A 23,398-nucleotide genomic window follows, 5' to 3' on the forward strand; every position below is an offset into this window, starting at 1 on the left:
GCGCGTCGGCGCCGGTTCAGGCGCCGGCGCCGCGAAATTCCCTTCGATAGGCGGACGGCGACGTGCCGAGCGCGCCCGCGAAATGCTGGCGCAGCGACACGCTCGACCCGTAGCCGGCAGCCTGCGCGATCGCGTCGATCGATTGTCCGGTGGTTTCCAGCAGGTGCTGCGCGCGTGCGAGCCGCTCGGCCTGCAGCCATGCGGTGACGGTCGTACCCGTCGCCTGGCGGAAGTGGCGCGTGAACGTGCGCCGGCTCATCAGCACGCGTTCGGCGAGCGAATCGACGCCATGCGCGGCGTCGAGATGCGCGCGCACCCAGTCGAGCAGGCCCGCGAGCCGCGCATCGCGCGGGTGCGCGGCGACCAGCTGCGGCACGTACTGGGCCTGCCCGCCCTGGCGGTGCGGTGGAATCACGAGGCGGCGCGCGATCCGGTTCGCGGCATCCGAGCCGAAGCGCCGCCGCACCACGTGCAGGCAGCAGTCGAGCCCCGCGGCCGTGCCGGCCGACGTCGTCAGATTGCCGTCGTCGACGTACAGCACGTCGGGATCGAGCTTCACGCGCGGAAAGCGCCGGGCGAAATCGTCGGCCCATGCCCAGTGCGTGGTGGCCGGACGGCCGTCGAGCAGGCCGGCCGCGGCGAGCACGTACGCGCCGAGGCACAGGCCGACGAGCTGCGCGCCGCGGGCGGCGACCGCGCGGACGGCGTCGAGCAGTTCATCGGGCGGCACTTCGTCCGGATCGCGCCAGGAGGGCACGACGACGATGTCCGCGTCGTCGAGCGCATCGAGCCCGTACGGCGCCGCGATCGTGAAGCCGCCCGTCGTCGCGAGCGCGCCGCGCTCGGCCGAGCAGACGCGAAACTCGAACGCGGGCGACGCGGCCGCGTCGCGTTCCTTGCCGAACACGACGGACGGTACCGACAGGTGGAACGGGCTGATGCCGTCGTATGCGATCACGGCGACGACGGTCGGCGCAGGCGGGGCGGGCAACGCGGCAGCGGCCATGACGGGCTCCGGAATGGGGATGGCCCGATTTTATCGAAGAATGGCTATCGGGCCACTGTCCGGGCAAACGCCGTGGCCCGACAATGCATCCCATCGCGCTGCCGGCCGCCCCCTTCCGGGCGGGGTAGCGCTCCCGGACCAGGAGCCCGCCATGTCGAATTCGAACGCCGTCCCGTCTTCCGCTGCTCATCCCGCTGCCCGCCGCGCCCTGATCGTCATCGACGTCCAGAACGAATACGTGACGGGCAACCTGCCGATCGAGTATCCGCCGCTCGACGTGTCGCTCGCGAACATCGGCCGCGCGATCGACGCCGCGCACGCGGCCGGCGTGCCCGTGATCGTGGTCCAGCACGTCGCGCCGGCCGGCGCGCCGATCTTCGCGCCCGGCTCCGACGGCGTCGCGCTGCACGCGGTGGTCGCCGGCCGGCCGTACGCGCATCTGGTCGAGAAGACGCAGGCGAGCTCGTTCGCCGGGACCGATCTTGGCACGTGGCTCGACGCGCACGGGATCGACACGCTCGCGGTGGCCGGCTACATGACGCACAACTGCAATGCGTCGACCGTCTATCACGCTGCGCATGCGGGGCTGAAGATCGAGTACCTGAACGACGCGACGGGCGCGCTGCCTTACGAGAACGAAGCGGGCACGGCGAGCGCCGAGGAGATTCACCGCGCGTACACGGTGGTGTTCCAGTCGAATTTCGCGGCGGTGATGTCGACCGACGCGTGGATCGCGGGACTGTCTGGCGCGGCGATGCCGGCGCGCGATTCGGTGGCCGCGTCGAACCGGCGAGCCCGCGCGCAACGCGCGAAGGCGGCCTGACGCGGCAGCAGCGGGGCGGTGCGGCGACCGCTGCGCGTCAGCCGCCGTCCTTCAGCATCGCGGGGCTGTAGCGCAGCATGTCGAAACAGCCGTCGACGAGCTTTTCCGCATGCTGCTCGGCGTCGATCTCGTCGGGCAGCATCAGCATGTCGCGCACGAAGCCGCTGACGAGGGTGTGCAGCATCAGCGTCGCGCGCCACGTATCGAGCCGCTCGGGCAGCAGCTTGAGCCGCACGGCCATCGCGAGATCGGCGTCGATCGCGTGCAGCGCCTCGCTCATCCCGGCGCGATTGCGCTGCAGCAGCGGCCCCATGTCCGCGACGTACTCGCACTTCATGAAGAGGATGCTGAACACGCGCCGCAGCTGCGCATCGCGCTGCACGCCGAGCACGCACCAGATCAGGATCTTGCGCACCTTCTCGAGCGGATCGCCGCCCGGTGCGTCGAGCGGCATCCGCTTCAGTTCGTCGATCGGCAGGAACACGCGGTCGAACATCGCGTCGAACAGCTCGCTTTTATTCGCGAAGTGCCAGTAGATCGCGCCGCGCGTCACGCCGGCGTGCTGGGCGATGTCCGCGAGCGACGTGTGCGACACGCCCTTCTCGAAGAACACGTGCTCGGCGGCGTCGAGAATGCGGTTGCGCGTCTCGAGCGCCTCCTCCTTGGTACGTCTGACCATGTGCAGGCCTGATTGGATCGATCGTAGGTGAATTTAGGGTCCGCAACCCCTCGCGGCCATCATTGAGACGGGCTATGCTTGCGACGGGTAACAATCTGTAAGACTGGATAGTCGGCGGAGTACAAACGGGCTTTTTACATACATCCATGAATGTATATACAATACCACCCTACGATCGAATGACCCAAGTGGCAATCAGTTAATATCCCACTCTGCTGATTCCCGCCAAAGTACCAGTCCGCAGTTCGCGGCATCCCGTCGGCATGGAGGTTTCGTGCCGACGTGCTGTATCCAGCAGTCCAGTAATTCAGGTGTTCGATCTGCGCCGCGAGGCGCATCCGTGTTGCGCTCCCGCCGGGTGCTGCACTTATTCCATTGGTTACACACAGAGGTCGCTCCATGCGCGTCGAACGGGTTCCATACCGCTTGATCACTGTCGCGGCAGCCGCGGTTTTCCTGGCTGCCTGCGGAAAAAAAGAATCGGCACCGCCGCCGCAAACACCTGAAGTCGGCGTCGTCACCGTCCAGCCGCAGGCCGTACCGGTCTTCACCGACCTGCCGGGCCGCACCAGCGCGTTCCTCGTCGCGCAGGTGCGCGCGCGGGTCGACGGCATCGTGCTGCGCCGTGAATTCACCGAAGGCAGCGACGTCAAGGCCGGTCAGCGTCTGTACAAGATCGACCCGGCGCCGTACGTCGCCGCGCTGAACAGCGCGAAGGCGACGCTCGCGAAGGCGCAGGCGAACCTCGTCACGCAGAACGCGCTGGTCGCGCGCTACAAGGTGCTGGTGGCCGCGAACGCGGTCAGCAAGCAGGACTACGACAACGCGGTGGCCACGCAGGGCCAGGCCGCGGCGGACGTCGCGGCCGGCAAGGCGGCGGTCGATACCGCGCAGATCAACCTCGGCTATACGGATGTCGTGTCGCCGATCACGGGCCGCGTCGGCATCTCGCAAGTGACGCCGGGCGCGTACGTGCAGGCGAGCCAGGCGACGCTGATGTCGACCGTGCAGCAGCTCGATCCGGTGTACGTGGACCTCACGCAGTCGAGCCTCGAAGGGCTGAAGCTGCGCCAGGACGTGCAGAGCGGGCGCCTGAAGACGAGCGGCCCGGGCGCGGCGAAGGTGTCGCTGATCCTGGAAGACGGCAAGACCTATTCGGAAGCGGGCAAGCTGCAGTTCTCGGACGTGACGGTCGACCAGACCACCGGCTCGGTGACGATCCGCGCGGTGTTTCCGAACCCGGGCCGCGTGCTGCTGCCGGGGATGTTCGTGCGCGCGCGGATCGAGGAAGGCGTGAACGAGAACGCGTTCCTGGTGCCGCAGATCGGCGTCACGCACGACCAGAAGGGGCAGGCGATCGCGCTGGTGGTGAACGCCAGCAACAAGGTCGAGCCGCGTCCGCTGAAGACGACCGGCATGCAGGGTCAGAACTGGATCGTCGAAGGCGGTCTGCAGGCGGGCGATCACGTGATCGTGCAGGGCGGCGAAAAGGTGCGCCCGGGTGCGACCGTGAAGTCGGTCCCCGCGCAGCTCGCACCGGCGGCCGATGCCGCGTCGGGTGCCGCTGCCTCCGCCGCGCCGGCTGCCGCCGGTTCCGGCACCGCTGCCGCATCCGGTGCCGCTGCATCGGGCGCCGCGCCGGCGAGTGCTGCCGCTGCTTCGAGCGCGCAATAACAGGGAGCCTGTTTCATGGCAAAGTTTTTTATCGATCGCCCGATCTTCGCGTGGGTGATCGCCATCATCCTGATGCTGGCCGGGGTTGCGGCGATCTTCACGCTACCGATCTCGCAGTATCCGACGATCGCGCCGCCATCGATCCAGATCACCGCGAACTATCCGGGCGCTTCCGCGAAGACGGTGGAAGACACGGTGACGCAGGTGATCGAGCAGCAGATGAGCGGTCTCGACAACTTCCTGTACATGTCGTCGACAAGCGACGACTCGGGTAACGCGACGATCACGCTGACCTTCGCGCCGGGTACCAACGCCGACATCGCGCAGGTGCAGGTGCAGAACAAGCTGTCGCTCGCGACGCCGGTTCTGCCGCAGGTCGTGCAGCAGCTCGGCCTGTCGGTGACGAAGTCGAGCAGCAGCTTCCTGCTGGTGCTCGCCTTCAACTCCGAAGACGGCAGCATGAACAAGTACGACCTCGCGAACTTCGTGGCGTCGCACGTGAAGGATCCGATCAGCCGGTTGAATGGCGTCGGTACCGTCACGCTGTTCGGCTCGCAGTACGCGATGCGGATCTGGCTCGACCCGACCCGCCTGACCAACTACGGCCTCACGCCGGTCGACGTCAGCTCGGCGATCACCGCGCAGAACGTGCAGATCGCGGGCGGTCAGCTCGGCGGTACGCCGGCGAAGCCGGGCACCGTGCTGCAGGCGACGATCACCGAATCGACGCTGCTGCAGACGCCCGAGCAGTTCGGCAACATCCTGCTGAAGGTCAACCAGGACGGCTCGCAGGTGCGCCTGAAGGACGTCGCGCAGATCGGCCTCGGCGGCGAAAACTACAACTTCGACACGAAGTACAACGGTCAGCCGACCGCGGCACTCGGTATCCAGCTCGCGACCAACGCGAACGCGCTCGCGACCGCGAAGGCCGTGCGCGCGAAGATCGACGAGCTCTCGCCGTTCTTCCCGCACGGCCTCGTCGTGAAGTATCCGTACGACACGACGCCGTTCGTGAAGCTGTCGATCGAGGAAGTGGTCAAGACGCTGCTCGAAGGTATCGTGCTCGTGTTCCTGGTGATGTACCTGTTCCTGCAGAACCTGCGGGCGACGATCATCCCGACGATCGCGGTGCCGGTCGTGCTGCTCGGCACGTTCGCGATCATGTCGATGGTGGGCTTCTCGATCAACACGCTGTCGATGTTCGGCCTCGTGCTCGCGATCGGCCTGCTGGTCGACGATGCGATCGTGGTGGTGGAGAACGTCGAGCGCGTGATGGCGGAAGAAGGCTTGTCGCCGAAGGAGGCGACCCGCAAGGCGATGGGCCAGATCACCGGCGCACTGGTCGGCGTGGCGCTCGTGCTGTCGGCGGTGTTCGTGCCGGTGGCGTTCTCGGGCGGCTCGGTCGGCGCGATCTATCGTCAGTTCTCGCTGACGATCGTGTCGGCGATGGTGCTGTCGGTGCTCGTCGCGTTGATTCTGACGCCGGCACTGTGCGCGACGATCCTCAAGCCGATCCCGCAAGGGCATCACGAAGAGAAGAAGGGCTTCTTCGGCTGGTTCAACCGCACGTTCAACAACAGCCGCGACAAGTACCACGTCGGCGTGCACCACGTGATCAAGCGCTCGGGCCGCTGGCTCATCATCTATCTGGTCGTGATCGTCGCGGTCGGGCTGCTGTTCGTGCGCCTGCCGAAGTCGTTCCTGCCCGATGAAGACCAGGGCCTGATGTTCGTGATCGTGCAGACGCCGTCGGGTTCGACGCAGGAGACGACCGCGAAGACGCTGGCGAACATTTCCGACTACCTGCTGAAGGACGAGAAGGAAATCGTCGAGTCGGCGTTCACGGTCAACGGCTTCAGCTTCGCGGGCCGCGGCCAGAACTCCGGTCTCGTGTTCGTGCGCCTGAAGGATTACTCGCAGCGTCAGCACGCGAACCAGAAGGTGCAGGCGCTGATCGGCCGGATGTTCGGGCGCTACGCGGGCTACAAGGACGCGATCGTGATCCCGTTCAACCCGCCGTCGATTCCCGAACTCGGCACGGCGGCCGGCTTCGACTTCGAGCTGACGGACAACGCCGGTCTCGGCCACGATGCGCTGATGGCCGCGCGTAACCAGTTGCTCGGGATGGCTTCGAAGGATCCGACGCTGCAGGGCGTGCGCCCGAACGGCCTGAACGACACGCCGCAGTACAAGGTCGACATCGACCGCGAGAAGGCGAATGCGCTGGGCGTGACGGCGGATGCGATCGACCAGACGTTCTCGATCGCATGGGCGTCGAAGTACGTGAACAACTTCCTCGACACCGACGGCCGGATCAAGAAGGTGTACGTGCAGGCAGACGCGCCGTTCCGGATGACGCCGGAAGACATGAACGTCTGGTACGTGCGCAACGGGTCGGGCGGGATGGTGCCGTTCAGTTCGTTCGCGACCGGTCATTGGACGTACGGTTCGCCGAAGCTCGAGCGCTACAACGGCGTGTCGGCGATGGAAATCCAGGGTCAGGCCGCACCGGGCAAGTCGACCGGCCAGGCGATGGCCGCGATGGAAGGGCTCGCGAAGAAGCTGCCGGTCGGGATCGGCTATTCGTGGACCGGCCTGTCGTTCCAGGAAATCCAGTCCGGTTCGCAGGCGCCGATCCTGTACGCGATCTCGATCCTCGTCGTGTTCCTGTGTCTCGCGGCGCTGTATGAAAGCTGGTCGATCCCGTTCTCGGTGATCATGGTGGTGCCGCTCGGCGTGATCGGCGCACTGCTTGCGGCGACGATGCGCGGTCTGGAAAACGACGTGTTCTTCCAGGTCGGCCTGCTGACGACCGTGGGCTTGTCCGCGAAGAACGCGATCCTGATCGTGGAATTCGCGCGCGAGTTGCAGATGACGGAGAAGATGGGGCCGATCGAGGCCGCGCTGGAAGCGGCGCGCCTGCGGCTGCGCCCGATCCTGATGACGTCGCTCGCGTTCATTCTCGGCGTGATGCCGCTCGCGATCAGCAACGGCGCGGGTTCGGCCAGCCAGCATGCGATCGGTACGGGCGTGATCGGCGGGATGATCACGGCGACGTTCCTCGCGATCTTCATGATCCCGATGTTCTTCGTGAAGATCCGCGCGATCTTCAGCGGCGAGAAGGAAGACGTCGACGAGGCGCTGCGCCTGGCTCAGGAGCACTCGCACCACGAAGAGAAGCCGGGCAACGGCGACGAAGGCAACAAGGGACAGTGATGATGCAAAAACACGCTTTGACTGCAATCGCGGTCGCGCTCCTTGCCACGGGCTGCACGATGGCGCCGCATTACAAGCGGCCCGATGCGCCCGTCGCGCAGGCGTACCCGGCCGGCGGCGTCTACGCGACGCAGCCGGGTGCGGCCGGCGCGCGCAGCGCGAACGGCCAGGCGGCGACGGCCATCGGCTGGCGCGAATTCTTCGTCGATCCGCGCCTGCAGCGGCTGATCGAGATCGCGCTGAAGAACAACCGCGACCTGCGCGTGTCGGTGCTGAACATCGAGGCGGCGCGCGCGCAGTACCAGATCACGCGCGCGGGCCTGTTCCCGACGCTCGACGGTACGGGCACGGGCAACGTCCAGCGCGTGCCGCAGGGCTTGTCGACGACCGGTGCGCCGTATATCTCGCGTGCCTACAACGTCGGGCTGTCGGCGTCGTGGGAGCTCGACCTGTTCGGCCGCGTGCAGAGCCTGAAGGACCAGGCGCTCGCGCAGTACCTGTCGACGTCGTACGCGCGGCAGGCTTCGGAAATCTCGCTGGTGTCTTCCGTGGCCGACCAGTACCTGACGCTGCTGTCGACCGACGACCTGCTGAAGGTCACGGAGAACACGCTGAAGTCCGCCCAGGCGCAGTACGACCTGACGAAGCTGCAGTTCGACAACGGCACGGGCTCGGAGCTCGAGCTGCGTCAGGCGCAGACGGTGGTCGAGACGGCGCTCGCGAACCAGCAGGCGCAGGCGCGTGCGCGTGCGCAGGCGCTGAACGCACTGGTGCTGCTGATCGGCGAACCGCTGCCGGACGACCTGCCGGCGGGCATGCCGCTGGACGCGCAGAACCTGCTGACGGACGTGCCGGCCGGGCTGCCGTCGGATCTGCTGACGCGTCGTCCGGACGTGATGCAGGCCGAGCAGACGCTGCTGGCCGCGAACGCGAACATCGGCGCGGCACGTGCGGCGTTCTTCCCGCGCATCTCGCTGACGGGCGCATTCGGCACCGGCAGCCCGACGCTCGGCGGCCTGTTCAAGGCCGGCACGGCGGCGTGGTCGTTCGCGCCGCAGATCACGATGCCGATCTTCGAAGGCGGGCAGAACATCGCGAACCTGAACCTGGCGAACGTGCAGAAGCGCATCGAGATCGCGAACTACGAGAAGGCGATCCAGTCGGCGTTCCGCGAAGTGGCGGATGGTCTCGCCGCACGCGGCACGTACGACCAGCAGATCGCGGCGCTGGAGCGCAACGAGCATGCGCAGCAGCGTCGTTTCGACCTGTCGGACCTGCGTTACAAGAACGGCGTCGACAGCTACCTGTCGGTGCTGACGGCGCAGACGGACCTGTACTCGGCCCAGCAGACGCTGATCAGCGCACGTCTGGCGCGCTGGACGAACCTGGTCGACCTGTACCGCGCGTTGGGCGGCGGGTGGATCCAGCGGGCCGGCGAAACGCCGCGCGCGCCGGATGCGCCGGTCGACTACGACAAGGCGGCTGCTCCGGTCGCTGCGTCGGCGGCCGCGACGAACGGGTAAGTACAACGAAGGGCAGGGGCGGCCAGCCGCGCCTGTCCCTGGAACCGGCTGTATGCGGAAACGAGAACGCCACGGGCCACAATCCGTGGCGTTTTCTTTTTTGTGTCCGCGCCGACGTGCCGGCAATCGCGTCGGCGTTCCGCCCACCCGTCCGGCGTCGTTCAACACGCGCAGGTACACTCGCTGCATGAAAACGACCCGGATCATCCTGCTCAACGGCGCGGGCAGTTCAGGCAAGACGTCGCTCGCGCATGCGCTCCAGGCGCTGCTGGCCAGCCCGTACCTGCACGTCCGGATGGATGCGTTTCTCGACATGCTGCCCGCGCGCTATCTGAACGACGCGGCCGGATTCACGTTTTCGTCGTTCGTCGAGGACGGCAGGAACGTGGTGTCGATCAGCAGCGGGCCGGTTGCCCGGCGAGCGATGCAGGGGATGCGCCACGCGATCGTCGCGCTGGCGGAGCAGGGCAACAACCTGATCGTCGACGAGGTGCTGCTGGGCGACGAGAAGGCCGAGTACGCCCGTTTGCTGGCGCCGTTTACGGTCAGCCTGGTCGGCGTCCACTGTCCGCTGGAGGTGCTCGAGGAACGGGAGCGGCGACGGGGCGATCGTCTCGCGGGGCTCGCGCGCTGGCAGTACGACAGGGTGCATGCGGGCATGACCTACGATGTGAGCGTCGATACCAGCACGGCCACGCCGGAGGCCTGCGCGCGAAACATCATGCGGGCGCTGGCGTTGCACGGAGGCTGACGCGCGGCGCCTCGCGGGGGCGCGTACGTGGCGTCCACGGCGCCACGGCCGCGTGGGCCCAGCCGGGAACAAGCAAAACGCCACGGCATGCCGTGGCGTCTTGCGTTATCGCGTCGCGCCGTCGTCCGGCGCGGGGCGATCAGTGGTGCACGTCGGCGGGACGTCCGTCGAAGTCGTGTCCGGCGCGGCGGATCTCGCAGCGCGCATCCTTCTCGCCTTTCACGCCGTTGAACACGATGTTCAGGATCACGGCCGATGCCGACGCCAGCAGGATGCCGCTGTGCAGGATCGGCGCGAGCGCGGGCGGCAGCTTCGAGAAGAAGTGCGGCGACACGACCGGCACGAGGCCCATGCCGACGCTCACGGCGACGATGAACAGGTTGTGCGCGTTGTTCACGAAGTCGACCTTGGACAGTACCTTGATGCCGTTCGCGGCCACCATCCCGAACATCACGATGCCCGCGCCGCCGAGCACGAACGACGGCACCGACGCGACGACCTGCGCCATCTTCGGGAACAGGCCGAGCAGCACGAGGATCACGCCGCCCGTCGCACACACGAACCGGCTCTTCACGCCCGTCACGCCGATCAGGCCGACGTTCTGCGAGAACGACGTATGCGGGAACGAGTTGAAGATGCCGCCGATCAGCGTACCGAGGCCGTCGACGCGCAGGCCGCGCACCAGGCGCTCCTGGTTGACCGGGCGATCGACCATGTCGCCGACCGCGAGGAACATGCCGGTCGATTCGATGAACGTGACGAACATCACCGTGACCATCGTCACGATCGACAGCGGGTCGAAGTGCGGCAGGCCGAAGTGGAACGGCATCACGAAGCCGACCCACGGCGCGTGTGCGACGCCGTCGGTATTCACGCGGCCGATCGCGAACGCGATCGCGAAGCCGGCGACGATGCCGAGCAGCACCGAGATGTTCGCGACGAAGCCGCGGCCGTACTTGTTGATCAGCAGGATCAGCGTCAACACGAGCAGCGACAGGCCGAGATAGACCGGGCTGCCGTACTCCGGGTTGCCGACGCCGCCGGCCGCCCAGTTGATGCCGACTTCCATCAGCGACAACCCGATCACCGCGATCACGGTGCCGACGACCACCGGCGGGAAGAACCGCAACAGCTTGCCGATCATCGGCGCGAGCACGATGCCGATGATGCCGGCCGCGATCGTCGAACCGAAGATGTCGAGAATGCCGAGGCCGGGATTCGTGCCGATCGCGATCATCGGGCCGACCGCCGCGAACGTGCAGCCCATGATGACGGGCAGGCGGATCCCGAAGATCCACAGGCCCAGCGTCTGGATCAGCGTGGCGATACCGCACGAAAACAGGTCGGCGCTGATCAGGAACGCGATCTGGTCTTTCGGCAGCTTGAGTGCGGCGCCAACGATAAGCGGCACGGCAACGGCGCCGGCGTACATGACGAGGACGTGCTGCAGGCCAAGCGTTACCAGCTTGCCGGTCGGCAGCACCTCATCGCACGGATGGACCGTGTTCGATTGCATCTGTCTCACTCCATGATCTTGTTTTCGGGGTGATACGAAGTTATGCGGAATGAATCCACGCAACAAGAGCGCTGGGTACTATTCCGTTCTTTGCTGGTTCGATATGCCGTTTCGGCATGGAGCAGGGTGTCGATCATCGGGAAACTGCCGCAGGAGTGAGGTTCCCCGGTTTTATAGCCCTTCAAAATAGCGCTGACCCCCGTGCCAAATATGGGCTGCTTTATGGTCTGTATCGGGCGGGCCGCATAGTGGCAAAAAGGACCGATGCAAATTCGTGCCGGGTTAACCCGCGAACGCCCGCTTTTGCGTGCGGGTTGCGGCCCGGTGAAACCGGTCGGCCGGCCGCATGTCCGGCGCGCCGGCGTGGCGGCAAAAGCCGGGGCGCATATCGCGATCCCGTTATCATCGACATCCGTTCATTCGAATTCGCCTACCCGTCATGCGCCTGCTCGGAATCGACCTCGGCACCGGCTCCATCAAACTCGTCACGCTCGATGCAGATGGCGTCGAGCGGGCAGTCGCGAGCGAACCTTATGCGCTGTCGTCGCCGCAGCCCGGCTGGGCCGAGATCGCGCCCGATACGTGGTGGCAGGCGCTCGTGCGCGCGGCCGCGCGGCTGCCGGCCGGCGAGCGCGCGCAGGTCGCGGCGATCGGCTTCTCGGGCCAGATGCACGGCGTCGTGCTGATCGACGCGGCCGGACAACCGGTGCGGCCCGCGCTGCTGTGGCCCGACACGCGCGCGGCGCGCGAAGCGGACGCGGCCGGCTGGCCCGTCGCTCCGAACCCCGTCGCGCCCGGCATGGCCGGCCCGCTGCTGCGCTGGCTGGCCGCGCACGAACCCGATGCGCTGCGCGCCGCCCGTCGGGCCGTGCAGCCGAAGGACTGGCTGCGCATCGCGCTGGGCGGCGACGTCGCGGCCGACCCGAGCGACGCGTGCGCGACCGCGCTCGCGACGCCCGATGGCGCGTGGGATCGGGCATTGATCGAGGCGCTCGGCTTGCCGGCCGACTGCTTCGCGCCGGTGCGCGCGTCGACCGCGCGCGGCGGCACGCTCGGCGGGCAGGCCGCCGCGGCGCTCGGCCTGCCCGCCGGCGTGCCGCTGGCGACGGGCGCGGCCGACACGGCGTGCGCGGCGCTCGGCAGCGGATTGGTTGCCGCGGGCGACGCGCTGCTGACGACCGGCAGCGGCGGCCAGATCGTCGTGCTCGCGGATACGCTGCCGCCCGCGCGGCGCGGGCTGCACCGCTATCGCACCGCGGCCGGCGGCGGCTACTACACGATGGCCGCGATGCAGAACGTCGGGCTCGCGCTCGAAGCCGTTCGCGGCTGGCTGGGTTATGCGGGATGGGCCGACGCGTATGACGATGCGTTCGCGCGGCCGGCGTCCGAACGGCTGTGCTTCCTGCCGTACCTGACGGGCGAGCGTTCGCCGTGGATGAACCCCGACGCGCGCGGCGGCTGGCTCGGCCTCGGGCTCGGCGACACGCGCGGTGCGATGATGCGCGCGGCGTTCGAAGGCGTCGCGTTCGCGTTGCGTGCGGGGCTCGATGCGATCCGCGATGCCGACCACCGCGACCCGGTGACGACGCTGCGTCTCGCGGGCGGCGGCTCGGTCGATCCGCGCTGGCGCCAGCTGCTCGCCGACGCGCTCGGCGCGTCGCTGCACGCGATCGACTGCCCGAATGCCGCGACGCGCGGTGCGGCGCTGCTCGCGGGCGTCGCGATCGGGCACTGGCGGGAAGACGCGTTGCGCGCGCTGGCGCCCGCCGCGTCGCCCGTCGCCGCGCCGCGCGAGGACCGCTCGCTGGCCGCGCGTCACGCGCGCTTCATCGATCTGTACGCGCGCACGGATGCATGGTTCACGACGGGCGTTTAAACTCGAACACTTGTTCTTTTGCGTCAGCCATGACGCATCGTGGCAAGCCGACGACCGTTTCCCGCACGCGGTGCGTGCCGGGAGCGGCGATCATGGCGAGCACGGGATTCCGTTGCGGTGCCGCGCACGATGCCGCGCGGCACGGCTTCGACAGCTTTGCATGGAACCCGGCGGGCGCCGCAGCGCGCACCCGGGCCGACCTCACAGACAGACAGGAGTGACACGATGAAAACGAAAGCCGCGATTGCATGGAAGGCGGGTGCGCCGCTGACGATCGAGGAAGTCGATCTCGAAGGGCCGCGCGCCGGCGAAGTGCTGATCGAGGTGAAGGCCACCGGCATCTGCCACACCGACTACTACACGCTGTCGGGCGCCGATCCGGAAGGGATCTTCCCCGCGATCCTCGGCCATGAAGGCGCGGGCGTGGTGGTCGACGTCGGCCCCGGCGTCGGCACCGTGCGCAAGGGCGATCACGTGATTCCGCTCTATACGCCCGAATGCCGCGAGTGCAAGTTCTGCCTGTCGCGCAAGACCAACCTGTGCCAGAAGATCCGCGCGACGCAGGGCAAGGGCCTGATGCCCGACGCGACGTCGCGCTTCTCGCTCGACGGCAAGCCGCTGTTCCACTACATGGGGACGTCGACGTTCTCGAACTACATCGTCGTGCCGGAAATCGCGGTGGCGAAGGTGCGCGAGGACGCGCCGTTCGACAAGATCTGCTACATCGGCTGCGGCGTGACGACGGGCGTCGGCGCGGTCGTGTACTCGGCGAAGGTCGAGGCGGGGGCGAACGTCGTCGTGTTCGGTCTCGGCGGGATCGGCCTGAACGTGATCCAGGGCGCGAAGATGGTCGGCGCGGACAAGATCATCGGCGTCGACATCAACCCGAAGCGCGTGGAGCTCGCGAAGAAGTTCGGGATGACGCACTTCATCAACCCGAACGAAGTCGAGAACGTCGTCGACCACATCGTGCAGTTGACCGACGGCGGCGCCGACTACTCGTTCGAATGCGTGGGCAACGTGAAGCTGATGCGCCAGGCGCTCGAGTGCACGCACAAGGGCTGGGGCCAGTCGTTCATCATCGGCGTGGCCGCGGCGGGCGAGGAAATCAGCACGCGTCCGTTCCAGCTGGTGACGGGCCGCGAGTGGAAGGGCTCGGCGTTCGGCGGCGCGCGCGGCCGCACCGACGTGCCGAAGATCGTCGACTGGTACATGGAAGGCAAGATCAACATCGACGACCTGATCACGCATACGCTGCCGCTCGAGCGGATCAACGAAGGTTTCAACCTGATGAAGGCCGGCGAGTCGATCCGTTCGGTCGTGCTGTACTGAGCGGGAGCGCACCGTCATGCTCGAACTCGTTTCCTCGCATGCGTGCCACGGCGGCGAGCAGCGCTTCTACCGTCACGATTCGGCGGCCATCGGCCTGCCGATGAAGTTCTCGGTGTACCTGCCGCCGCAGGCGGCGCACGGCCGCGTGCCGGCGCTGTTCTACCTCGCGGGCCTCACGTGTACCGACGAGACGTTCGCGATCAAGGGCGGCGCGCAGCAGTACGCGGCGCAGCACGGCATCGCGCTCGTGATGCCCGATACGAGCCCGCGCGGCGCGGGCGTGCCGGGCGAGACCGATGCGTGGGATTTCGGCGTCGGCGCGGGCTTCTACGTCGATGCGACCGAGGCGCCGTGGTCCGCGCATTACCGGATGGAGTCGTACGTGACGGGCGAGCTGCGCGCGCTCGTCGCGGCCGAGCTGCCGATCGACGGCGCGCGGCTCGGGATCTTCGGCCACTCGATGGGCGGGCACGGCGCGCTGACGCTCGCATTGCGCCATCCGGGCCTGTACCGGTCGGTGTCGGCGTTCGCGCCGATCGCCGCGCCGACGCGCTGCCCGTGGGGCGAAAAGGCGTTCTCGGGCTACCTCGGCGACGATCGCGACGCCTGGAAGGCGCACGATGCGAGCGAGCTCGTCGCGCGCGCCGATGCGCCGAAGTTCGCGGAAGGCATCCTCGTCGACCAGGGGCTGGCCGATCAATTCCTCGCGAACCAGCTGAATCCCGACGTGTTCGAGGCCGCCTGCGCGAAGGCCGGCCAGCCGCTGACGCTGCGCCGTCATCCGGGCTACGACCACGGCTACTACTTCATCTCGACGTTCATCGCCGATCACATTGCGCATCATGCGCGTGTGCTGGTTGGGTGAGCGGAGAGGGAAGCCGGTCGCGCACGGGGCGCGCCGCACGAATTCGCGGGCAATAAAAAACGCCGGCGCTGCCTTCGGGCACGCCGGCGTTTTGACTTCGCGTCGGGCGGCGGTCAGTTGCGCCGCAACAGGCTCGCGCCGTACACGAGCGCCGACAGCGCGGTGATCCAGAAGCTCGTCGGCCAGTCGGTGTGATACGCGAGCACGATGCCGGCCCACGCCTCGAACAGTGCGAACAGCGCGGCGAGCAGCACGCCCGTCGACAAGCGCGTCGACACGTTCTGCGCGGCCGCGGCGGGCCCGACCAGCAGCGTGAACACGAGCAGCACGCCGACGATCTGCGTCGCCGCGGCCACCGCGAGCGCGCACACCGCGAGGAACAGCATCGACACCGTGCGCAGCGACACGCCCTTCGCTTCGGCCAGCTCGGGCTGCAGCGACGCGAACAGCAGCGGGCGCGCGATCAGCGCGAGCGCGGCGAGGCTCACCGCGCCGATGCCCGCGAGCACCGCGAGCGTGTCGTGGCTGACCGCGAGCACGTTGCCGAACAGCAGCGCGGTGACCTGCGTCGCGAACGACGTATAGAAATGCAGGAACAGCAGGCCGAAGCCGAGCGCGCCCGACAGGATCACGCCGATCGCGACGTCGCGGCCCGCGAGCTTTTCGCCGAGCGCGCCCATCCCGATCCCGGCCGCGAGCGTGAAGCCGACCATTCCCCAGATCGGCGAGATGCCGAGCAGCACCGCGCCGGTCGCGCCGGTGAAGCCGACGTGCGACAGCGCGTGGCCGGCGAAGGTCTGCCCGCGCAGCACCAGGAAGTAGCCGACGATGCCCGCGAGCACCGCGACGATCCCCGACGCCGCGAAGGCGTTGATCATGAAGTCGTAGTCAAACATCGTGCGAATGCCCGGGATGGGCGTGTCCGTGGTGGTGATGGCCGTGGCCGCCGCCGTGCGAGTGGCCGTCGTCGTCCTCGTGTTCGTGGTCGTGCTTCTCGATCTCGACGTCGCCCGACATCACGAAGATCTTGCCGTTCACGCGCATCACGTCGATCGGCGACCCGTAGAGCCGCGACAGCACGGGCTTCGTGATCACCTCGTCGACGGTGCCGAGCGCCGCGACGCCGTTGCCGAGATACAGCACGCGATCGAGCGCGTTCAGCAGCGGATTCAGTTCGTGCGCGGAGAACAGCACGGTGATGCCGAGCTCGCGCTGCACGGTGCGCACGAGCTCGACGACGCCGCGCTGGTGGTTCGGGTCGAGGCTGATCAGCGGCTCGTCGAGCAGCAGCAGCTTCGGATTGCCGAGCAGGCATTGCGCGAGCAGCAGGCGCTGCCGTTCGCCGCCCGACAGCTCGGACAGCGGCCGGCGCGCGAGCGTCGGGCCGCCGACGAGATCGAGCACGCGGTCGACGTCGCGACGCGTGGCCGCGTTCGTGTGCGGCAGCCCCCAGCGGTGGCCGTCGGCGGCCATCGCGACGAAGTCGTAGCCGCGCATCCGGCGGTTCGCGAGGCCGCTCCTGATCTGCGGCATGTAGCCGATCGACGGGTTGCCGCGCACGACCGGCACGCCGCCGACGGACAGCGTGCCGGCCGACACGGGCACGAGCCCGAGCACCGCGCGCATCAGCGTCGTCTTGCCCGCGCCGTTCGGCCCGAGCACGCCGACGAATTCGCCGGGCTCGATCGAGAAGCTGACGTCGCGCAGGATCGTGCGTCCGCCCAGTTCGAGCGTGACGCGATCGACGGCGAGTGCATGGGGAGTGGCGGTCATGTCGATACGGTCGTTTATGGCTTGCCGGCGGAAAGCGCGGCGCCGAGCGCGTCGAGCTGCCCGGCCATCCATTGCTGGAAGGTCTTGCCGGCCGGCTGCGTCTCGGTGACGCTGACGGTCGGCACGCCGCCGTCGCGCGCGATCTTCAGCATGCGTTTGGTCATCGGTTCTTCGGCCTGGCTGTTGTAGATCAGCACGCGCACCTGCTTCTTGCGCAGGTCGTTCTCGAACGCGGCGACGTCCTGCGCGCTGGCCTCGGTGTCGTTCATCGTCGCGAGCTGGAACCGCTGGTTGCGCATGTCGAGACCGATCGCGTCGGACATGTAGCCGAATACCGGCTCGGTGGCCGTCACGGGCACGCCCTTGTACTTCGCGCGCAGCGCGGCGACCTGGTCGTCGACGGGCTTCAGCGACGCGACGAACTTCTGCAGGTTCGCATCGTATTCGGCCTTGTGCGCCGGATCGGCACGGCCGAGCTCGGCGGCGATCGCGCGCGCGGCGGCGGGCATCGTCGCCGGGTCGTACCACAGGTGCGGGTTGTCGCCGGCCTTCTTGCCGACGAGGTCGGCGACGACGATCGTCGCGCGCTTCGTCTGTTTCGACGCACCGAGCAGCTTGGCCATCCACGGGTCGTAGTCGGCGCCGTTGTAGATCACGACCTGCGCGTGCTGCAGCGCGCGAGCCGTCTTCGGGCTCGCTTCGAACAGGTGCGGATCCTGGTCGGGATTGCTGAGGATGCTCGTGACCGCGACGCGGCTGCCGCCGATCTGCGTCGCGACGTCGCCGTAGAAATTCTCGGCGGCGACGACGTTGACGGTCGCGGCCTGCGCGAACGCGGGCGCCGCGAGCGACAGCGCGGCGAACGTGGCGAACGCGGCGGCGACGCGGCGAACAGGCGACAGGGCACGCCGCGGCGTGCGGCGCTTCAGGGCAATGGACATGGAACTCCTCGTTGGAAGGGCGGCGCGTGCGCCGCGCGATTCGGCGTCAGCGCTGCGCGGGCTTGCGCTTGCAGTGTCCGCACAGGCCGCTCAGCTCGACGACCTGGTGGTGAACTTCGAAACCGTGCGCGGGTTCGCTCGCGGACAACTGCTTCGCGAGGTCGCCGCCGGGAATCTCGACGGTGTCGCCGCACGAATCGCAGATCAGGAACTGGCCTTCGTGCGGCACGCCGATCTCGCAGCATGCGAAGAACGCGTTCTTCGATTCGATCCGGTGGATGAAGCTGTGCTCGACGAGGAAATCCAGCGCGCGATAGACGGTCGTCGGAGGCACGCGGCCGCGTTGCGGTTCGAGTTCGGCGAGCAGGTCGTACGCGCCGATCGGGCGCTGCGCGGCCAGCACGTGCTCGTAGACCTGGCGGCGCAGCGGCGTCCACGCGAGCCCGTGCTCGGCGGCGAATGCGTCGGCCCGGGACAGCCGGGCGTCAATGGACGATGAGGTAGCCATGGCGTAAAGCAGGGCGATGAAACACAGTATCGCGATGATATAACGTATCGTCGCGCCGTGCAGCGTGAATTCCCCGTTTCCTGCCTCGCTCCGTCCCCTTCACCGTCGATCCCACTGCGCCGCACCGCGTGCGCGGCGCCTTGCCGGGCGTGCGCGACGGGCCGCCGTCGTGCGCGGTTGTGCCGCAGCGCGTCATAGAAAGCCGTCGCGTCGCCTTGACAGCGTGAATCGCGTATCCGATCATTCGATCACAAACAGAGCAATTGATCGGTTTGCGAGCGTTCGCTCACCTCGCGACCGTCGTACAGCAGAACAAACCGGAGACAGCCAGTGAGACTGGAAGACAAGGTCGCGATCCTGACGGGCGCCGCAAGCGGCATCGGCGAGGCGGTCGCGCAACGCTATCTGGACGAGGGCGCGCGCTGCGTGCTGGTCGATCTGAAGCCCGCCGGCGGCTCGCTCGCGCGGTTGATCGAGGCGAACCCCGGCCGCGCGGTGGCCGTCACCGCGGACGTCACGCGCCGCGACGACATCGAGCGGATCGTCGCCACGGCGGTCGAGCGCTTCGGCGGCGTCGACATCCTGTTCAACAATGCGGCGCTGTTCGACATGCGGCCGCTCCTCGACGAATCGTGGGACGTGTTCGACCGGTTGTTCTCGGTCAACGTGAAGGGGCTGTTCTTCCTGATGCAGGCCGTCGCGCAGCGAATGGTCGAGCAGGGCCGCGGCGGCAAGATCGTCAACATGTCGTCGCAGGCCGGCCGTCGCGGCGAGGCACTCGTTTCGCACTACTGCGCGACCAAGGCCGCGGTGATCAGCTATACGCAGTCGGCCGCGCTCGCGCTCGCGCCGCACCGGATCAACGTGAACGGGATTGCGCCGGGCGTGGTGGACACGCCGATGTGGGAGCAGGTCGATGCGCTGTTCGCGCGCTACGAGAACCGGCCGCTCGGCGAGAAGAAGCGGCTCGTCGGCGAAGCCGTGCCGCTCGGCCGCATGGGCGTGCCGGGCGACCTGACGGGCGCCGCGCTGTTCCTCGCATCGGCCGACGCCGATTACGTCACCGCCCAGACGCTGAACGTCGACGGCGGCAACTGGATGAGCTGACGTGATGTCGCTCGCACGCGCAACCTGCCGGCCGGCCCGCGACGACGCGGCCGCGGTCGGACGAGGAGGGCACGCCTGATGGCCGAGATCGTCGTGGCCGGCGAACTGCTCGCCGAATTCGTCGCCGCCGAGCGCGGCCAGGGCTTCGATACGCCGGGCCTGTTCGCGGGGCCGTTCCCGAGCGGCGCGCCGGCGATCTTCGCCGACCAGGCCGCGCGGCTCGGCGCGCGCGTCGCGTATGCGGGCTGCGTCGGCCGCGACGCGTTCGGCGACGCGGTCGTCGCGCGGCTCGAACGCGACGGCGTCGAGGTCGCGCGCATCCGCCGCGTCGCGCGCCCGACCGGCACCGCGTTCGTCGCGTACCGCGACGACGGCTCGCGCAGCTTCGTCTTCACGCTGTCCACCAGCGCGGCCGCGTGCGTCGATGCGTCCGACGTCGATGCCGCGATGTTCGACGGCTGCCGTTACTTCCACGTGATGGGCTCGTCGCTGACGAGCGAATCGGCGATCGCGGCCGTGCAGCGCGGCGTGATCGAGGCCGCGCGCGCCGGCGCGAAGGTGTCGTTCGATCCGAACGTGCGCCCCGAGATGCTGAGCTTTCGCCCGATGCGCGCGGCGCTCGACGAGATGCTCGCCGCGTGCCACCTGTTCCTGCCGAGCGAGGCCGACCTGCCGTTCTTCTGCGGGCCGCAACCGGCCGAGCGCGCGATCGCGGGCCTGCTCGCGACGCACCCGTTGCTCGAGCGCGTCGTGCTGAAGCGCGGCGCGCAAGGCAGCGTCGCGTTCGATCGCGCGAACCGCGTCGACGCGCCGGCCTTTCCGGTCGACGAAGTCGACCCGACCGGTGCCGGTGACTGCTTCGGCGGCACGCTCGTCGCGAGCCTCGTCGCGGGCGTGCCGATCGATGCCGCGTTGCGCCGCGCGAACGCGGCCGGCGCGATCGCGGTGACGCGGCGCGGCCCGATGGAGGGCAACAGCGATGCGGCCGAGATCGACCGTTTCCTGACCGAACGAGGTATCGCATGTCCGGCCTGACGACCCTTGCCGACCGTCCGCGCACCGCGCACGCGGACGCGGTGCTGCGGATGATCTTCGACGCGAACCGCGCCGACGCGCAGCGCGGCATCTATTCGATCTGCAGCGCGCACCGGCTCGTGCTGGAGGCCGCGTGCGAAGCCGCGCGCGCGGACGGCTCGCCGCTCCTGATCGAGGCGACCTGCAACCAGGTGAACCATCTCGGCGGCTATACGGGCATGACGCCCGCCGATTTTCGCCGCGACGTCGATGCGATCGCCGCGCGTTGCGGGCTTGCGCCGTCGGCGCTCGTGCTCGGCGGCGACCATCTCGGCCCGAACCCGTGGCGGCACCGCCGCGCGGCCGACGCGATGCGCGAGGCGGTCGCGATGGTCGCCGCGTATGTCGAAGCCGGCTTCGAGAAGATCCACCTCGATGCGAGCATGGCGTGCGCGGACGATCCGGTGCGGCTCGACGATCGCACGATCGCCGCGCGCGCGGCCGAGCTGTGCCGCGCGGCGGAAGACGCGGCGGCGCGTGCCGGTCTCGCGCCCGTCTACGTGATCGGCACCGAGGTGCCGACGCCGGGCGGCGAAGTGAGCGGCGGCGCGAACGAAGCGGACGATGCGGCGATCGCGCGGATCTCGGTCACGCGCAGCGACAGCGTCGCGGCGACGCTCGACGCGCACCGCCGCGCGTTCGCGGCGGCCGGCCTCGACGACGCATGGACACGCGTGGTCGCGGTCGTCGCGCAGCCGGGCGTCGACTTCGACGATCGCCACGTGCTCGACTACGACAGCGCGAAGGCGGCGTCGCTCGGCGCGAGTATCCTGCAGACACCGCGCCTCGTGTTCGAGGCGCACTCGACCGATTACCAGACCGAAGGCGCGCTCGCCGCGCTCGTGCGCGACCACTTCGCGGTGCTGAAGGTCGGCCCGGCGCTGACGTTCGCGCTGCGCGAGGCGCTGTTCGCGCTGACGTTCATCGAGGAGGCGCTGATCGACGACGTCGCGCAGCGCTCGCGGCTGCGGGAGGTCGTCGACGCCGCGATGCGCGCGCAGCCCGAGCACTGGGCGCCGTACTACCGCGGCGACGAGGCCGAGCAGCGGCTCGCGCGCCAGTTCAGCTACAGCGACCGGATCCGCTACTACTGGCTGCAGCCGGCCGTCGCGGCCGCGGTCGAGCAGCTGTTCGGCAACCTCGCGCGGCAGCCGGTGCCGGAGACGCTCGTCGCGCAGTGGCTGCCGGACGTCTACGCGGCGTGCCGCGCGGGCGGCCTCGCGCAGGAGCCGCGCGCCTGGGTGCGCCACCGGATACGCGACGTGATCGCGCACTATGCGCGCGCGTGCGGGATGCAGCGGCCGGCATGACGGGCCGGGAAGGAAACGACGCAACACGCAACACCGACGACACTTCGAACAAACACAGGAGACATGCCATGCAACGAAAGATGCTCGACGCCGCCGCACGCTGCCTTGCCGGAGCCGCGCTCGCGACGGCGGCCTGCGCCGCGTCCGCCGGCACGCTGACGATCGCGACGCTGAACAACCCCGACATGATCGAGCTGAAGAAGCTGTCGCCGGCGTTCGAGAAGGCGAACCCCGACATCAAGCTGAACTGGGTGATCCTCGAGGAGAACGTGCTGCGCCAGCGCGCGACGACCGACATCACGACCGGCAGCGGCCAGTTCGACGTGATGGCGATCGGCACCTACGAGACGCCGCAGTGGGGCAAGCGCGGCTGGCTCGCGCCGATCACCGGGCTGCCCGCCGACTACGACCTGAACGACATCGTGAAGACCGCGCGCGACAGCCTGTCGTACAACGGCCAGCTCTACGCGCTGCCGTTCTACGTCGAAAGCTCGATGACGTTCTACCGCAAGGACCTGTTCGCGGCGAAGGGGCTGAAGATGCCCGACCAGCCGACCTACGACCAGATCGCCGAATTCGCGGACAAGCTCACCGACAAGGCGAAGGGCACCTACGGGATCTGCCTGCGCGGCAAGGCCGGCTGGGGCGAGAACATGGCGTACGTGTCGACGGTGGTGAACACGTTCGGCGGGCGCTGGTTCGACGAGAACTGGAACGCGCAGCTCACGTCGCCCGAATGGAAGAAGGCGATCTCGTTCTACGTGAACCTGCTGAAGAAGGACGGCCCGCCGGGAGCGAGCTCGAACGGCTTCAACGAGAACCTGACGCTGACCGCCTCGGGCAAGTGCGCGATGTGGATCGACGCGACGGTCGCGGCCGGCATGCTCTACAACAAGCAGCAGTCGCAGGTGGCCGACAAGATCGGTTTCGCGGCCGCGCCGGTGGCCGCCACGCCGAAGGGTTCGCACTGGCTGTGGGCATGGGCGCTGGCCGTGCCGAAGACGTCGAAGCAGCAGGACGCCGCGCGCAAGTTCATCGCGTGGGCGACGTCGAAGCAGTACATCGAGATGGTCGGCAAGGACGAAGGCTGGGCATCGGTGCCGCCGGGCACGCGCGCGTCGACGTACCAGCGCCCCGAGTACAAGGCCGCCGCGCCGTTCTCCGACTTCGTGCTGAAGGCGATCGAGACGGCCGACCCGAACGATCCGTCGCTGAAGAAGGTGCCGTACACGGGCGTGCAGTACGTCGGGATTCCTGAATTCCAGTCGTTCGGCACGGTGGTCGGCCAGTCGATCGCGGGCGCGGTCGCGGGCCAGATGACGGTCGACCAGGCGCTCGCCGCCGGGCAGGCCGCCGCCGACCGCGCGGTGCGGCAGGCCGGCTACAAGAAGTAACGCGCCGGCAGTCACGCGGCCCGCGGCGTG

19 protein-coding genes are annotated in these 23,398 nt (G+C 68.5%); 12 read left to right on the forward strand and 7 right to left on the reverse strand.

Annotation, left to right across the window (positions count from 1 at the left end):
• Positions 1-16: 16 nt before the first annotated feature.
• Entirely contained in the window at positions 17-1,006 is a 990-nt protein-coding gene (locus tag AC0KUR_RS28460) for a helix-turn-helix domain-containing protein (protein WP_226228181.1), read from the reverse strand.
• A 151-nt stretch (positions 1,007-1,157) separates the two neighbouring features.
• On the opposite strand from AC0KUR_RS28460, the gene AC0KUR_RS28465 reads away from it, so the two are divergent.
• Positions 1,158-1,829, forward strand: coding sequence for a cysteine hydrolase family protein (locus AC0KUR_RS28465; protein ID WP_473376715.1), 672 nt, complete (start codon positions 1,158-1,160; stop codon positions 1,827-1,829).
• 37 nt (positions 1,830-1,866) lie between these two features.
• Here AC0KUR_RS28465 and AC0KUR_RS28470 read toward each other — a convergent pair whose 3' ends face one another.
• Complete coding sequence (locus AC0KUR_RS28470; RefSeq protein ID WP_034189098.1) at positions 1,867-2,508, reverse strand: TetR family transcriptional regulator; 642 nt, start codon at positions 2,506-2,508, stop codon at positions 1,867-1,869.
• Between the two features lie 399 nt (positions 2,509-2,907).
• Between AC0KUR_RS28470 and AC0KUR_RS28475 the strand changes: the two genes are divergently transcribed.
• The 4 genes from AC0KUR_RS28475 to AC0KUR_RS28490 all read left to right on the forward strand — a co-directional run bounded on the left by AC0KUR_RS28475 (position 2,908) and on the right by AC0KUR_RS28490 (position 9,672).
• On the forward strand, positions 2,908-4,182 hold the full coding sequence (locus AC0KUR_RS28475) for an efflux RND transporter periplasmic adaptor subunit (protein ID WP_069245697.1): 1,275 nt from the start codon (positions 2,908-2,910) through the stop codon (positions 4,180-4,182).
• A 15-nt stretch (positions 4,183-4,197) separates the two neighbouring features.
• Positions 4,198-7,398 (forward strand): efflux RND transporter permease BpeB, encoded by a 3,201-nt coding sequence (gene bpeB / locus AC0KUR_RS28480; protein ID WP_034191218.1) that lies wholly within the window; start codon positions 4,198-4,200, stop codon positions 7,396-7,398.
• Positions 7,398-8,921 (forward strand): efflux transporter outer membrane subunit, encoded by a 1,524-nt coding sequence (locus AC0KUR_RS28485; RefSeq protein ID WP_069245695.1) that lies wholly within the window; start codon positions 7,398-7,400, stop codon positions 8,919-8,921. The genes bpeB and AC0KUR_RS28485 overlap by 1 nt, the downstream gene beginning before the upstream one ends.
• A gap of 187 nt (positions 8,922-9,108) precedes the next feature.
• Positions 9,109-9,672 carry a chloramphenicol phosphotransferase CPT family protein gene (locus tag AC0KUR_RS28490; RefSeq protein ID WP_226228171.1) on the forward strand — a complete coding sequence of 188 codons (564 nt, stop codon included), beginning with the start codon at positions 9,109-9,111 and terminating at the stop codon, positions 9,670-9,672.
• 139 nt (positions 9,673-9,811) lie between these two features.
• Here AC0KUR_RS28490 and AC0KUR_RS28495 read toward each other — a convergent pair whose 3' ends face one another.
• A complete protein-coding gene (locus AC0KUR_RS28495) occupies positions 9,812-11,188 on the reverse strand; it encodes a nucleobase:cation symporter-2 family protein (RefSeq protein WP_473376716.1) in 1,377 nt (458 codons plus the stop codon).
• Between the two features lie 439 nt (positions 11,189-11,627).
• Here AC0KUR_RS28495 and AC0KUR_RS28500 point away from each other — a divergent pair, with 439 nt between their 5' ends.
• The 3 genes from AC0KUR_RS28500 to fghA all read left to right on the forward strand — a co-directional run bounded on the left by AC0KUR_RS28500 (position 11,628) and on the right by fghA (position 15,261).
• The gene (locus AC0KUR_RS28500) at positions 11,628-13,064 is read left to right on the forward strand and encodes a xylulokinase (protein WP_226228168.1); all 1,437 of its coding nucleotides are present in this window, start codon (positions 11,628-11,630) and stop codon (positions 13,062-13,064) included.
• A gap of 225 nt (positions 13,065-13,289) precedes the next feature.
• Positions 13,290-14,396 (forward strand): S-(hydroxymethyl)glutathione dehydrogenase/class III alcohol dehydrogenase, encoded by a 1,107-nt coding sequence (locus tag AC0KUR_RS28505; RefSeq protein WP_473376717.1) that lies wholly within the window; start codon positions 13,290-13,292, stop codon positions 14,394-14,396.
• Positions 14,397-14,412: 16 nt separating this feature from the next.
• Positions 14,413-15,261: an S-formylglutathione hydrolase gene (gene fghA / locus AC0KUR_RS28510; RefSeq protein WP_034190518.1), complete on the forward strand. Its 849-nt coding sequence runs from the start codon at positions 14,413-14,415 to the stop codon at positions 15,259-15,261.
• 113 nt (positions 15,262-15,374) lie between these two features.
• On the opposite strand, the gene AC0KUR_RS28515 is transcribed toward fghA, so the two are convergent.
• The 4 genes from AC0KUR_RS28515 to AC0KUR_RS28530 are packed head-to-tail and all read right to left on the reverse strand — an operon-like array spanning position 15,375 to position 18,483.
• Positions 15,375-16,157, reverse strand: a complete 783-nt coding sequence (locus AC0KUR_RS28515; RefSeq protein ID WP_034190519.1) for a metal ABC transporter permease — start codon at positions 16,155-16,157, stop codon at positions 15,375-15,377.
• Positions 16,150-17,034: an ABC transporter ATP-binding protein gene (locus tag AC0KUR_RS28520; protein ID WP_049033512.1), complete on the reverse strand. Its 885-nt coding sequence runs from the start codon at positions 17,032-17,034 to the stop codon at positions 16,150-16,152. The genes AC0KUR_RS28515 and AC0KUR_RS28520 overlap by 8 nt, the downstream gene beginning before the upstream one ends.
• Positions 17,035-17,048: 14 nt before the next feature.
• Positions 17,049-17,975: a metal ABC transporter solute-binding protein gene (locus AC0KUR_RS28525; RefSeq protein ID WP_473376718.1), complete on the reverse strand. Its 927-nt coding sequence runs from the start codon at positions 17,973-17,975 to the stop codon at positions 17,049-17,051.
• A gap of 46 nt (positions 17,976-18,021) precedes the next feature.
• Complete coding sequence (locus AC0KUR_RS28530) at positions 18,022-18,483, reverse strand: Fur family transcriptional regulator (RefSeq protein ID WP_473376719.1); 462 nt, start codon at positions 18,481-18,483, stop codon at positions 18,022-18,024.
• Between the two features lie 330 nt (positions 18,484-18,813).
• Between AC0KUR_RS28530 and AC0KUR_RS28535 the strand changes: the two genes are divergently transcribed.
• The 4 genes from AC0KUR_RS28535 to AC0KUR_RS28550 all read left to right on the forward strand — a co-directional run bounded on the left by AC0KUR_RS28535 (position 18,814) and on the right by AC0KUR_RS28550 (position 23,368).
• Positions 18,814-19,590 carry an L-iditol 2-dehydrogenase gene (locus tag AC0KUR_RS28535; protein WP_034190522.1) on the forward strand — a complete coding sequence of 259 codons (777 nt, stop codon included), beginning with the start codon at positions 18,814-18,816 and terminating at the stop codon, positions 19,588-19,590.
• Between the two features lie 78 nt (positions 19,591-19,668).
• Positions 19,669-20,625: a sugar kinase gene (locus tag AC0KUR_RS28540; RefSeq protein WP_226228158.1), complete on the forward strand. Its 957-nt coding sequence runs from the start codon at positions 19,669-19,671 to the stop codon at positions 20,623-20,625.
• Positions 20,613-21,974, forward strand: coding sequence for a D-tagatose-bisphosphate aldolase, class II, non-catalytic subunit (locus AC0KUR_RS28545; protein WP_175029258.1), 1,362 nt, complete (start codon positions 20,613-20,615; stop codon positions 21,972-21,974). Before AC0KUR_RS28540 ends, AC0KUR_RS28545 begins: the two co-directional genes overlap by 13 nt.
• Before the next feature lie 68 nt (positions 21,975-22,042).
• Positions 22,043-23,368, forward strand: a complete 1,326-nt coding sequence (locus tag AC0KUR_RS28550) for an ABC transporter substrate-binding protein (RefSeq protein WP_034190525.1) — start codon at positions 22,043-22,045, stop codon at positions 23,366-23,368.
• Positions 23,369-23,398 lie beyond the last annotated feature (30 nt).

It is taken from the genome of Burkholderia sp. YHN3-13 (genome assembly GCF_055810675.1).